The following is a 12,465-nucleotide window of genomic DNA, read 5'->3' as shown; positions in this document are numbered from 1 at the left end:
GGCCATGCTAGTGGGGGTGGATGAATTTGGGCATGCGCTCAAACCCCACACTGGCCTCTGTGAAAGAAAGCATTTTTTTATGAGCGTTTACGATCAACTGCAAGCCTTGAACATCACTTTGCCCGTCCTGGGTGCCCCTGCCGGAGCCTATCTGCCCTTTGTGCAAACAGGCAATTTGGTCTTTTTAAGTGGCCACCTGGCGCGCAAAGATGGCCAGGTCTGGCAAGGTCAGCTCGGCGGTGCCATCAGCACCGAAGAAGGCCAGCAAGCGGCCCGCGCGATTGCCATTGAGCTGATGGGCACCCTGCAGGCAGCTTGCGGCGGCGATTTGAACCGCGTCAAGCGCATCGTCAAGGTCATGAGCTTGGTCAATTCCACACCCACGTTTACCGAACAGCACCTGGTGACCAATGGCTGCTCGGAGCTGCTGGGCCAAGTCTTTGGTGACAAAGGCAAGCACGCCCGCAGCGCTTTTGGTGTGGCGCAAATCCCGCTGGGCGCTTGCGTAGAAATCGAGTTGATTGCTGAAATCGAATAAGGCCCGCCCCGCCGTGGAACTGCTCGCTGTCTTTACCACCGTGCCCGATGGGGCTTGCGCTGAAAAAATCGCCCAGGCGGCGGTCGCGCAGGGCCTGGCGGCCTGCGTGCAACAAGACAGCGTGCACAGCACCTATGCGTGGCAGGGCCAGATCCACTCAGAGCCCGAGGTGCGCCTGCTGCTGAAAACCACGGCCGCCGCCTGGCCGGCGCTGCAGCAGCTCATTGCCCGCCTGCACCCCTATGAACTGCCGGCCATGTATGCGCTGCCGCTGGCCCATGCCAGCCCGGCGTATGCCCAATGGGTGCTGGAAAATACGATAAAAAAATAGCTTTATCCGCTGGATGGATAAGCGTTTTAACCATTTTTATTCATGAATTTACCGTTTTTGGATTTGCTCACCGCCTTTGGGCAAAGCCTGTTGTTTGCCTTTATTGGTGTGCTGCCGATTTTGAATCCGCTGGCCACGGCCCCCTTGTTTGTGGACCAGGCGCGCGGCTTGAGCGACCAGGGGCGGGTCATGCTGGCCCACCGCATTGGGAAAAACGTGGCCATTTTGCTGGCCGTCACCATGCTGACCGGGTCGTACGTGTTGCGGTTTTTTGGTGTTTCTTTGCCTGCGGTGCGCATTGCCGGGGGGGTGATCGTGGCCTCGATTGCCTGGCGCATGCTCAATACCCAGCAGGCCACCACCGACGATGCCACACAAATGGCCCAGGCCCTGACCGAGGACAAGGCCCGCGTCAAAGCCTTCTACCCCCTCACGTTTCCGCTCACTTGCGGGCCGGGCACCATTTCGGTGGCCATTGCCGTGGGGGCCAGCTTGCATTCGCGCACCAGCATCCCGATGTCTTTGGTGAATTTGTCCGGTGGTCTGGTGGCCTCTTTGCTGCTGGGCCTGCTGGTGGCGGTAACGTTTCGCTATTCGTCCACCTTGCTGCGCCGCTTGGGGGACACGGGGCAAGTGGTGTTCATGCGGCTGATGGCGTTCATCTTGCTGTGTGTGGGGGTCGAGATTGTGTGGGCCGGAGTGCGGGCCTTGCTGGCGGGCCTGGGCGTGGTGGATGCCCAGTAAAGGCGCTATTGCAGTGCAGCATGTCTAAGCCCCTAAAATGCCCGGTTTGCCTTTGACCGTGAACACCTGCCATGCCCGCCAAGCGCTCTGCTGAAAAACCCCCTGTTGATGAACCTGCCAGCTACGAAGCGGCGCAAGCCGAGCTGCAAGCCTTGGCCCAGGCCATGGAATCGGGGCAACTGCCGCTCAGTGACATGCTCGACGGCTACCGCCGCGCCTCGGTATTGCTGCGCTACTGCCACGCGCAGCTGGATGCGGTGGAGCAGCAAATTCAGCAGCTCGACGGCGGCGATTTGAAACCATGGACGGGGCAGCAGTAATGCACGATTTGCACGATTTTGATTTTTCCGCCTGGGCTGCAGCCCAGGGTGCGCTGGTAGAGCAAGCGCTCACCGCCTGGGTCGGGCAGGGTGCCCCGGCGGGTTTGGGTGAAGCCATGCGCTATGCCGTTTTGGATGGGGGCAAGCGCCTGCGCCCCTTGCTGGTGCTGGCAGCGGCGCAAGCCGTGCAGGGCCACGCTCCGGCCGCCCTGCGGGCCGCGTGTGCCGTTGAACTGATCCACGCCTATTCTTTGGTACACGACGATATGCCGTGCATGGACAACGATGTGCTGCGCCGGGGCAAACCCACCGTTCACATTGCCTTTGGACAGGCGCAAGCCCTGCTGGCGGGCGATGCCCTGCAAGCCCAGGCGTTTGAGCTGCTGACCCCCGCCGGCGACGAAGTGCCCGCTGCCATGCAGGCCCATTGCTGCCGCATCTTGGCCCACGCCGCCGGTGCCCAAGGCATGGCGGGCGGGCAGGCGATTGATTTGGCCAGTGTCGGCCAGCCCCTGAATGAAGAGCAGCTGCGCCAGATGCACCGCTTGAAAACCGGGGCCTTGTTGCAAGCCAGTGTGCTGCTGGGTGCGGCTTGCGGCACCACCAGCGCCCCGGCCCTGGCGGCCCTGAGCACCTATGGCGAAGTGCTGGGGCTGGCCTTTCAGGTGGTGGACGACGTGCTCGATGTGGTGGCCGATGCCGCCACGCTGGGCAAAACCCCAGGCAAAGATGCCGCCAACGACAAGCCCACCTATGTGGCCCTGCTGGGCTTGCCCGCAGCCCAGGCGCTGGCCCAGGACTTGCTGGTGCAAGCCTGTGCGGCCTTGGACCAATCGGGCCTGCCCCAGGACGATGTGCAGGCCCTGCGCGCCTTGGCCCACCAGGTGGTGGGGCGCTCGCATTGAGCCTGGAAATCTCAATAAAAAATAGCTGGTGCCGCATGCACCTTGGGCTTTTTAGCCCAGAAAGAGTGGAATCATGAATGCCAACGCACGCCCCTTGCTAGAAAAAATCAACGATCCTGCCGACTTGCGGATGCTGCCCCGCGCTCAGTTGCCGATGTTGGCCGACGAGCTGCGGGCCTACGTGCTCGACAGCGTCTCGAAAACTGGGGGGCATTTGAGCTCCAACCTGGGCACGGTGGAGCTGACGGTGGCGCTGCACTACGTCTTTAACACCCCCTACGACCGCATCGTGTGGGACGTGGGCCACCAGACCTACCCGCACAAAATCCTCACCGGTCGGCGCGAGCGCATGGCCACGCTGCGCCAGCTGGGCGGCATCTCGGGCTTTCCGGTGCGCAGCGAAAGCCCGTACGACACCTTTGGCACCGCGCACTCTTCGACCAGCATCTCGGCCGCCCTGGGCATGGCCATGGCCGCCAAGCGCAAGGGCGAAAAGCGCCGCGCCATTGCTGTGATTGGCGACGGGGCCATGACGGCCGGCATGGCCTTTGAGGCCATGAACAACGCCGGGGTGCTCGATGGCAATCTGCTGGTCATCTTGAACGACAACGACATGAGCATCAGCCCACCGGTGGGGGCGCTGAACCGCTATTTGGCGCAGCTGATGAGTGGCCAGTTTTACGCCGCCGCCCGTGGCGTGGGCAAAAGCGTGCTGAAAAATGTCCCCCCGCTGCTGGAGCTGGCGAAAAAGCTGGAGCAGCATGCCAAAGGCATGGTGGTGCCGGCCACGCTGTTTGAGAATTTCGGCTTCAACTACATCGGCCCCATCGACGGGCACGACCTCGACTCCCTCATCCCCACGCTGGAGAACATCCGCCAGCTGGACGGCCCGCAGTTTTTGCACGTGGTCACCAAAAAAGGCCAGGGCTATAAGCTGGCCGAAATGGACCCCGTCACCTACCACGGCCCAGGCAAGTTCGACCCGCAGGTGGGCATCGTCCCGTCCGCCACCCCCGCCAAGCCCACCTTTACCCAGGTGTTTGGCCAGTGGCTGTGCGACATGGCCGCGCAGGACAAGCGCCTGGTGGGCATCACCCCGGCGATGCGCGAAGGCTCGGGCATGGTGGAGTTTCATCGGCGCTTCCCGGACCGCTATTACGACGTGGGCATTGCCGAGCAGCATGCCGTCACCTTTGCCGCCGGGCTGGCCTGCGAGGGCGTAAAACCCGTGGTGGCCATTTATTCCACCTTTTTGCAACGCGCTTACGACCAGCTCATCCACGACGTGGCCCTGCAAAAACTGCCCATGGTGCTGGCCTTGGACCGGGCCGGTTTGGTCGGTGCCGATGGCGCAACCCACGCCGGGGCCTATGACATTGCCTTTGTGCGCTGCATTCCCAACATGAGCCTGGCCTGCCCCGCCGATGAGCGTGAATGCCGCCAACTGCTCAGCACCGCCTACGAACAAGACCACCCCGTGTGCGTGCGCTACCCGCGCGGCGCGGGGGTGGGCGTGGCACCGTTGGCCGATCTAAGTAGCCTGCCCTTTGGCCAAGGTGAAATTCGCCGAGAAGGCCGGCGCGAGGGGCAAAAAATCGCCATCCTGGCCTTTGGCACCTTGCTCTATCCGGCCTTGCAAGCGGCAGAAAATATCGATGCCACCGTGGCCAATATGCGCTGGGCCAAACCGCTGGATACCGCGCTGCTGCTGGATGTGGCGGCCCGCCACGATGCCTTGGTGACTGTCGAAGAAGGCTGCCTCCAAGGCGGAGCGGGCAGCGCTGTGCTGGAGGCCTTGGCCCAAGTCGGCGTGGTCAAGCCGGTTTTGCAATTGGGTTTGCCCGATCAATTTATTGAGCATGGCGATCCGGCCAAATTATTGGCTTTGCAAGGTTTGGATGCCCCAGGCATCGAGGCCCGCATTCGCCAGCGGTTTATGGCGCAGTAATGCCACTGTTTTATTGCAGTGGGGCGCGAATATCCTAGGGATTTCCCGAATTGCTATGGGGGACATAGCATTTTGTGTGGTCTTCTGGGTGCAATTGGTACCAGCTTTGATTTGAAAGCCGTGTTGGCTGTGGAATACTGCACAACGCCTTAGCGCTGCGTACCGCGCTGGCGCGTTGATTCCAATCAAATACCAAGGAGATACTATGGATCGTCGTTCCCTGATTAAGCAAGCAGGTATCGCTGGCATTTTGGCCGCTGGTGTGGCCCCCGCAGTGCAAGCGCAAACTGCGGTGCGCTGGCGTTTGGCCGCCAGCTTTCCTAAATCGCTGGATACCATTTTTGGCAGTGGCGAAAAATTTGCCCAGACGCTGAAAGATATGTCCGGCGGCAAATTTGAAGTTTCTTTGCACGCCGCTGGTGAGTTGATGCCCGCTTTTGAAGTGGTCAATGGTGTGCAAAATGGCATCGTCGATATGGCCTTGACCGCCCCGTATTACTTCACCGGCAAAGACTACGTTTTCGCTTTTGGCTGCGCTGTGCCCTTTGGCCTGACCGCCCGCCAAATGGATGCCTGGATGGAGCACGGCGGTGGCCGCAAGCTCATGGATGAGTTCTACGCCAACTACAACATCAAGAGCATGAGCGCCGGTAACACAGGCACCCAAATGGGGGGCTGGTACCGCAAAGAAATCAAATCCATCAAAGACATCAGTGGTTTGAAAATGCGCCTGGGTGGCGGCTTGTTTGGCGATGCCATGCACAAACTGGGTGTGGTTTCGCAAAACATGCCGGTGGGCGAGGTTTACCAGGCCCTGGAAAAAGGCACCCTGGATGCGGTCGAATTTGTTGGCCCGCACGACGACCAAAAAATGGGTTTCAACAAAGTGGCCCCGTATTACTACTACCCCGGCTGGTGGGAAGGTGGCGCGGAGCTGGAGTTCTTTATCAGCACCAAGTCGTACGCCGCTTTGCCCAAGGAATACCAGGCCATGGTCGATGCCGCTTGCCAGGTCGCCGCCCGCGATATGACGGCCAAATACGACACGCTCAACCCCATTGCCCTGAAAAAACTGGTGGCCGACGGCACCAAGGTGCTGCCCTTCCCCAAAGACTTTATGGATGCCGGCTACAAAGCCTCGATGGAAGTATTTGCTGAGAACGAAGCCAAGTCGCCCATGTTCAAGAAAATTCACGCCCATATGCGCGCCTTCCAGCGTGACCAGATTTTGTGGGACCGTTACTCTGAGCAACGCTTTAGCCTGTATATGAGTTCCGTGAAGTTGTAAAGCGGATTAACTGCTAAAAAACCCAGATCACTAATATCTAAAAAAACTACGAGGACTTGCCGAACCGTGTCAATACGGGAAAGCAAGTCCTCTGTTTTTTACTGCAACCTTTTTTGAAAAAGATTCAATACTTTTAATGAGAGATTGGGGAAAAAGCCTTCAGAATGCAATCGGTTCGATTTTTACAAGGAGACAGAGACCATGGATCGTCGCTCAGTTCTGAAAAACGCCGGCATCGCCGGCATCCTGGCTGCCGGTGCAGCGCCCGCCGTACACGCCCAAGCGGCATTGCGCTGGCGCATTGCCTCGAGCTTTCCCAAATCGCTGGACACCATTTATGGGTCGGCCGATGTCTTTGCCAGCGCCGTCAAGCGCATGACCGGTGGCAAGTTTGATATTTCGGTACACCAAGCCGGTGAGTTGATGCCCGCCTTCAACGTGGTCGATGGCGTGCAAAGCGGCACGGTGGAGATGTGCCACACCGCCCCCTATTACTTCTTTGGCAAGAACGAGGTGTTTGCCATCGGTGGTGCGATCCCCTTCGGCATGAACTCGCGCCAGCTGACGGCCTGGATGCTCGAAGGCAATGGCGAAAAGCTGCTGAACGAGTTCTACGCCAAGTACAACTTCGTCGTCATGCCCGGTGGTAACACCGGCACCCAGATGGGCGGCTGGTTCCGCAAGGAAATCAAGAGCCTGGACGACCTTAAAGGCCTGAAATTCCGCGCTGGTGGCTTTGCTGGCAAGGTGCTGGAGCGCCTGGGCGTGGTGCCGCAGAACATTCCTGCCGGTGAAATTTACCAGTCGCTGGAAAAAGGCACGATTGATGCGGCCGAGTGGATTGGCCCTTACGACGATCTGAAGCTGGGCCTGAACAAAGTGGCCCCCTTCTATTACTACCCCGGCTGGTGGGAAGGCTCCTTGCACTTGTCGTTCTACATCAACGACAAAGCATTCAACAGCCTGTCCAACGAAAACAAAGCCGTCGTGCGTGCTGCAGCCCTGGAGGCCCATGTCACCACCCAGGCCAAGTACGACACCTTCAACCCCGGTGCTTTGAAGCAACTGGTGGCCGCCAAGGCCAAAGTGCTGCCCTTCCCGCAGCAGGTGATGGATGCCTCGTTCAAAGCGGCGATGGAGCTGTACCGCGAGCTCGAAGGCAGCAACCCCGACTGGAAAAAAATCTACGCCGACTACCGCAACTTCCAGCGCGACCAAGTGCTGTGGTTCCGCTTTGCTGAATCGCGCTTTGACAACTTCATGATGGGCCAGAAGCTGTAAGCGCTTTCTTTCCCTTCAAGCAAAAAGGCAACCTGCGGGTTGCCTTTTTTAATGCGGGCAGCGGCCAGGGCGTGCGTGGAGGCTATGGCCCCGCCGCCATTGCAATGCGCCCCAGACTGGTCTTACGCGGGCAGCGGGCGCTGGGCGTTTTTGGGGCGAAAGGCGGCGCAAACGGCCTCGTGCGTATAGATGTACGGCCCCCCAATCAAGTCGATGCAGTAGGGCACGGCGGCGAAGATGCCGGGCACCAGGCTGTGGCCCTGTGCGTCTTTCAGCCCTTCCAGCGTTTCGGCAATCGCCTTGGGCTGGCCGGGCAGGTTGATGATCAGACTGCTTGCCCGCACCACCGCCACCTGGCGCGAGAGGATGGCGGTGGGCACAAAGCGCAGGCTGATTTGGCGCATTTGCTCGCCAAAACCGGGCAGCTCCTTGTCGGCCACGGCCAAGGTGGCCTCGGGGGTGACATCGCGCAGCGCCGGGCCGGTGCCGCCGGTGGTCAGCACCAGATGGCACCCGGCATCGACCAGTTCGCGCAGGGTTTGGCTGATCAGCGCCTGTTCATCGGCAATCAGGCGCGGCACGAAGGTGAGGGGGTTGCGGATGGCGCGGGTGAGCCACTCTTGCAGGGCGGGCAGGCCTTTGTCCTCATACACCCCGCTGCTGGCGCGGTCGCTGATGGAGACGATGCCGATTTGGATGCCGTCAAAGCCAGTGGGTGCGGGTGCGGTGGGTTGCTCAAGCATCGTTGGCCTCTTCCTCGTTGGCCGTGGGCGTGCGCAGGCTGTTGCGCAGCAGCTGGAACAGGTCGCGGTAGGCGCGGCTTTTTTTCGCAGGTGCTTCGTTTTCAGGAGCTGTTTGCGCTTCATCCTTGCGGGCTTGGCGAATCAAACTGCGCAAAGCTTGAATATCTGTGCTCGGAAAGTGCTCTAGCCAAGTGGTCAGTGCGGCCTCGTCGGCAATCAGGCGGTCGCGCCACTGCTCGGCCAGCAGGGTTTGGGTTTGTTCGGTGCCGGTGCCGCTGCGTTGCTCTTCGAGGGCGGCGCGAATGGCGGCGACATCTTCGTCCTCAATCTTGCGCATCAGTTTGCCGATGAATTGCATTTGGCGGCGGCGGGCCTCAAAACTGGTCAGGCGCTTGTATTCCGCCAGGGCATCGGTGAGCTTTTCCGGCAGGTTCAGGCGCTGCAGCGTTTTGGCGTGCAGCTCCAGCAGGGCTTCGCCCAGGGCTTGCAGGGCATCGCTTTCTTTTTTCTGATCGGAGCGGGTGGTGTCGTCGGCATCGCGCAGGCCTTTGAGTTCGGCTTTGAGTTCCAAATCGCGGGGACTGCCTTCGGCAACGAATTCGCCTTTGACGTAATAGCCTTTTTTTGGTTTGCGGGGCATGAGTAAAACACAGGGCAATTGCAAGGGCAGCCCGGTGGGGGCTGCGCGGCTGGGTATCATAGCCGCCGCTATGAAAAATCTGCGCCAATGTGATGGAAGAACTGCCGCCGGGCAGGCCGATTCGGGCTTTAGTTACAGCCCGGTTTTTTTTGAAAATTTAGTCGATTTGGCGCTGGCCCACGCGAAAAAGCTGGGGGCCACCGATGCCGGGGCCGATGCCAGCGAAGGCTGTGGCCTGAGCGTGAGCGTGCGCAAGGGCGAGCTGGAGACGGTGGAGCGCAACCGCGACAAATCGCTGGGGGTGACGGTGTACGTCGGCCAGCGCCGGGGCAATGCCAGCACGTCCGATTTCTCGGAAGCGGCGGTGCAGCAAACCGTGCAAGCCGCGTTTGACATTGCCCGCTTTACCGCCGAAGACCCCGCTGCCGGGCTGCCGGATGAAAAAGACATTGCCCCGCAAGCAACGCACCGTGATTTGGATTTATTCCACCCCTGGCTGGTCGATGGCCAGCTGCTCAGCAGCGAGCAGGCCGCCGCGTTGGCGCTGCGCTGCGAGGAGGCGGCGCTGAGCATGCACAAGCGCATCACCAATAGCGAGGGGGCCAGCGTTTCGGCCCAGCAAAGCCACTTTTTCAGCGCCCATACGCGCGGTTTTCGCGGTGGTTATGCCAGCTCGCGCCACAGCCTGTCGGTGGCACCGATTGCGTCGTTGCCGGGGAAAAATGGCGAGATGCAGCGCGATTTTTGGTACAGCTCTGAGCGCAACGCCGCCGATCTGGCCAGCCCCGAGGCGGTGGGCCGCTACGCCGCCGAGCGGGCGCTGTCGCGCCTGGGCAGCCGCAAGATTGCCACCACCGAATGCCCGGTGCTGTTTGAATCCACCTTGGCTGCTGGCTTGCTGGGCAGTTTTGTGCAAGCCGTCAGCGGCGGGGCGCTGTACCGGCGCAGCACGTTTTTGCTCGATAGCCTGGGCAAGCCAATTTTCCCCAAGCATGTGCAGATTGAGGAGGACCCCTTCATCCTCGGCGGCAAAGGTAGCTCGCCCTTTGATGATGAGGGCGTGCAAGTACACCAGCGCCAGCTGGTCGAAGATGGGCGGGTGCAGGGCTATTTTCTGTCCAGCTACTCCGCCCGCAAGCTGGGCATGCGCACCACGGGCAATGCCGGGGGGTCGCACAATTTGGTGATGACTTCCAAGCGCACGAAGCAAGGCGATGACCTGGCCGCCATGCTTAAAAAGCTGGGCACCGGCCTGTTTGTCGTGGAGCTGATGGGCCAGGGGGTGAATTACGTCACGGGTGACTATTCACGCGGCGCGTCGGGCTTTTGGGTGGAAAACGGCGAAATCGCCTTCCCCGTGCAGGAGATCACCATCGCCGGTAATTTGAAAGACATGTACCAAGGCATCACTGCCATTGGTGCCGATGCCTACACCATGGGGGCCAAAACAGTGGGTTCGATGCTGATCAATCGGATGAAAGTCGCAGGCGGCGGATGATGCGCCGCTCCGATTGGGGCTGGGCGCTGCTGGTGATCGTGATTTGGGGCGTGAACTTTGTCCCCATGAAGCTGGGGCTGCAAGAGCTCTCGCCCCTGCTGCTGTCGGCCATGCGCTTTTGCTTGGCATCGCTGCCGTTTTTGCTGTTTATTCGCAAGCCCGCCAGCCTTACTTGGCGGCTGCTGGCCTTGTACGGCCTGGTGCAGGGGGTGGGGCAGTTTGGCCTGCTGTTTGCCGGGCTGGCGCTGGGCATGCCGGCGGGCATGGCCTCGGTGGTGCTGCAGGCGCAGGCGTTTATCTCGATGCTGCTGGGGGCGCTGTTTTTACGCGAGCAGCCCAAGCCGTGGCAATGGATGGGCCTGATCGTGGCCAGCGCCGGCCTGGGCGTGATTGCCATGGCCCGGGGCGAGGGCAGCGGCAGCATGAGCTTGATTGGCTTTGTGCTGACGCTGGGCTCGGCCGCGCTGTGGTCGGTGGCCAATTTGATTACCCGCCACGCCGCCAAGAGCGGGCCGTATGAGCCGCTGCCGTTTCTGGTGTGGTCCAGCATTTTTCCGATCATTCCCCTGCTGATCTTGTCCCAATGGTTGGAAAGCCCGCACTTTGGCAGCATTGCCACGCAGCTGCAGGCCGCCGGATGGGTGGCGGTTGGCTCGGTGGCGTATCTGGCGCTGGCCTCCACCTTGCTCGGGTACGGTTTGTGGACCAAGCTGCTGCAGCGCTACAGCGTGGGCACGGTGGCCCCTTTGTCGCTGTTGGTGCCGGTGATTGGCATCGTCTCGGGGATGCTGGCGTTTGGCGAGCGCCCGGTGCTGCAGCACTGGCTGGGCACCCTGGGCGTGTTGGTGGGCATGGCCATCAACCAATGGGGTGGGCGCTGGGCCAAAAAAGATTAAAGAAGCAAAAGATTAAAGAAGCTACTACCGCAGGCTATTCTCCATTTTTAGGTGAAAAACCATTAAAAATGGCTAATAGTCAAGCGCAAGCAGCTTCTTTAATCAGAGCACTGGGGGCGTTGAAGGCGTTGAAAGCGGTTAAGGATTCAGCGCAGCTTTGACGGCCGCCGATGCTTGGCCCATGTCCGCTTTACCGGCCAATTGGGCTTTTACGGCACCCATGACCTTGCCCATATCGCCTGGGCCGCTGGCCCCCAGTTCCGCCACGATGGCGGCCACGGCGGCGGTAACTTCCTCGGCGCTCATGCGTTGGGGCAGGTACACCTGCAGCACGGCCATTTCGGTTTTTTCAATATCGGCCAAATCCTGGCGGCCTGCGCTTTCAAAGGCGCTGATGCTGTCTTTGCGCTGCTTGATGAGTTTGTCGATGATGGCGACGATGGCTGCATCGTCCAGCTCGATGCGCTCATCGACCTCTTTTTGCTTCATCGCCGCTTGCAGCAGGCGGATGGTGGACAGGCGGGCGCTGTCTTTGGCCCGCATGGCGGTTTTCATGTCTTCGGTAATCTGGGCTTTGAGGCTCATCACAATCGTCCTGGGTAAAGCGGCAATTGTGCCCATTCTTTGTGCTTTGCTCTCGCAAAAATCCGTGCGACTAGCTGCCCGGGGCGGGCTGCAAAGCCGTTTTTGCGGCCTGGCACAGCGCCGTGCTGAGGTGTTGCAAGGTGTCCGAGCGCACGGCAGCGTGCTGCCAGTGCAGGGGCACGTCCAGCCAGCGTTCAGGATCAATGCAGACCACGCGGCCCGCCTGCAAGGCGGGCTGCACCAGCGCTTGCGGGGCCAGGCACCAGCCCAGGCCCAGCGCTGCGGCATCGATAAAACCGGTGGCCGTGGGCAGGTAATGCATGGGCGGTGCCAGCCGGGCACGGGTGATGCGGCGCACAAAGCGCCACTGCAAGGCATCTTTGCGGTTGAAAACAATGATGGGTGCCCGCGCCAGCGTGGCCGCATTCACCCCGGCATGAAAGTGGCGCGCGGCAAACCCCGGCGCGGCAATGGCTTGGTAGCGCATGGCACCCAGCGCCTGCACCGTGCAGCCCTGCACCGGCACGCCGTTGGCGGTGACCACGCCCAGCACCGAGCCGTCGCGCAGCAAATCCAGGGTGTGGTCCTGGTCGTCCACCCGCACATCGAACAGGTAGCCATGCTGCTGGTGCAGTTGCGCCAGCGCACCCAGCACCCAGGTGTCCAGCGAATCGCTATTTGTCGCATCCCGGACGATTGCATAGATAAAAATCGCTATCCGCTGTTTATGGCGCGATCCGTGCTGCGG

The 12,465-nt window shown here is 60.7% G+C and carries 15 protein-coding genes; 11 read left to right on the top strand and 4 right to left on the bottom strand.

What is annotated here, in order from left to right; genetic code table 11:
* Window positions 1-79: 79 nt before the first annotated feature.
* From ACFO24_RS09850 to ACFO24_RS09815, 8 genes are all read left to right on the top strand, one after another.
* On the top strand, window positions 80-538 hold the full coding sequence (locus tag ACFO24_RS09850; protein ID WP_207574781.1) for a RidA family protein: 459 nt from the start codon (window positions 80-82) through the stop codon (window positions 536-538).
* 13 nt (window positions 539-551) lie between these two features.
* The gene (gene cutA / locus ACFO24_RS09845) at window positions 552-869 is read left to right on the top strand and encodes a divalent-cation tolerance protein CutA (RefSeq protein WP_341352936.1); all 318 of its coding nucleotides are present in this window, start codon (window positions 552-554) and stop codon (window positions 867-869) included.
* 42 nt (window positions 870-911) lie between these two features.
* Entirely contained in the window at window positions 912-1,613 is a 702-nt protein-coding gene (locus ACFO24_RS09840; RefSeq protein ID WP_377738188.1) for a MarC family protein, read from the top strand.
* A gap of 71 nt (window positions 1,614-1,684) precedes the next feature.
* A complete protein-coding gene (gene xseB, locus ACFO24_RS09835; protein ID WP_377738187.1) occupies window positions 1,685-1,933 on the top strand; it encodes an exodeoxyribonuclease VII small subunit in 249 nt (82 codons plus the stop codon).
* On the top strand, window positions 1,933-2,838 hold the full coding sequence (locus ACFO24_RS09830) for a polyprenyl synthetase family protein (RefSeq protein ID WP_377738185.1): 906 nt from the start codon (window positions 1,933-1,935) through the stop codon (window positions 2,836-2,838). The genes xseB and ACFO24_RS09830 overlap by 1 nt, the downstream gene beginning before the upstream one ends.
* Before the next feature lie 73 nt (window positions 2,839-2,911).
* A complete protein-coding gene (dxs, locus tag ACFO24_RS09825; RefSeq protein ID WP_377738184.1) occupies window positions 2,912-4,786 on the top strand; it encodes a 1-deoxy-D-xylulose-5-phosphate synthase in 1,875 nt (624 codons plus the stop codon).
* A 205-nt stretch (window positions 4,787-4,991) separates the two neighbouring features.
* On the top strand, window positions 4,992-6,074 hold the full coding sequence (locus tag ACFO24_RS09820; RefSeq protein WP_377738183.1) for a TRAP transporter substrate-binding protein: 1,083 nt from the start codon (window positions 4,992-4,994) through the stop codon (window positions 6,072-6,074).
* Window positions 6,075-6,275: 201 nt separating this feature from the next.
* Window positions 6,276-7,355 carry a TRAP transporter substrate-binding protein gene (locus ACFO24_RS09815; RefSeq protein WP_377738182.1) on the top strand — a complete coding sequence of 360 codons (1,080 nt, stop codon included), beginning with the start codon at window positions 6,276-6,278 and terminating at the stop codon, window positions 7,353-7,355.
* 122 nt (window positions 7,356-7,477) lie between these two features.
* On the opposite strand, the gene mog is transcribed toward ACFO24_RS09815, so the two are convergent.
* A complete protein-coding gene (gene mog, locus ACFO24_RS09810; RefSeq protein WP_207574774.1) occupies window positions 7,478-8,098 on the bottom strand; it encodes a molybdopterin adenylyltransferase in 621 nt (206 codons plus the stop codon).
* Entirely contained in the window at window positions 8,091-8,738 is a 648-nt protein-coding gene (gene yjgA, locus ACFO24_RS09805; RefSeq protein ID WP_377738181.1) for a ribosome biogenesis factor YjgA, read from the bottom strand. The genes mog and yjgA overlap by 8 nt, the downstream gene beginning before the upstream one ends.
* A gap of 70 nt (window positions 8,739-8,808) precedes the next feature.
* Here yjgA and pmbA point away from each other — a divergent pair, with 70 nt between their 5' ends.
* From pmbA to ACFO24_RS09790, 3 genes are read left to right on the top strand one after another with little or no spacing between them, the layout of a single operon-like run.
* The gene (gene pmbA, locus ACFO24_RS09800; RefSeq protein WP_377738180.1) at window positions 8,809-10,236 is read left to right on the top strand and encodes a metalloprotease PmbA; all 1,428 of its coding nucleotides are present in this window, start codon (window positions 8,809-8,811) and stop codon (window positions 10,234-10,236) included.
* On the top strand, window positions 10,236-11,132 hold the full coding sequence (locus ACFO24_RS09795) for an EamA family transporter (RefSeq protein ID WP_377738379.1): 897 nt from the start codon (window positions 10,236-10,238) through the stop codon (window positions 11,130-11,132). Before pmbA ends, ACFO24_RS09795 begins: the two co-directional genes overlap by 1 nt.
* Window positions 11,102-11,293, top strand: coding sequence for a hypothetical protein (locus tag ACFO24_RS09790; RefSeq protein WP_377738179.1), 192 nt, complete (start codon window positions 11,102-11,104; stop codon window positions 11,291-11,293). Before ACFO24_RS09795 ends, ACFO24_RS09790 begins: the two co-directional genes overlap by 31 nt.
* Here ACFO24_RS09790 and ACFO24_RS09785 read toward each other — a convergent pair.
* Both ACFO24_RS09785 and ACFO24_RS09780 read right to left on the bottom strand, forming a co-directional pair.
* The gene (locus ACFO24_RS09785) at window positions 11,271-11,717 is read right to left on the bottom strand and encodes a GatB/YqeY domain-containing protein (protein ID WP_377738178.1); all 447 of its coding nucleotides are present in this window, start codon (window positions 11,715-11,717) and stop codon (window positions 11,271-11,273) included. The genes ACFO24_RS09790 and ACFO24_RS09785 overlap by 23 nt on opposite strands.
* Window positions 11,718-11,787: 70 nt before the next feature.
* A partial coding sequence (locus ACFO24_RS09780; RefSeq protein ID WP_377738177.1) for an ArgP/LysG family DNA-binding transcriptional regulator occupies window positions 11,788-12,465 on the bottom strand: 678 nt, incomplete at its 5' end.

The sequence above is a fragment of the Comamonas denitrificans genome (assembly GCF_042654745.1).
In the GTDB taxonomy this organism is placed as follows: Bacteria; Pseudomonadota; Gammaproteobacteria; order Burkholderiales; family Burkholderiaceae_C; genus Comamonas; species Comamonas denitrificans.
The sequence above is the reverse complement of the archived record's forward strand: the minus strand, read 5'-3'. Positions and strand labels throughout refer to the sequence as shown.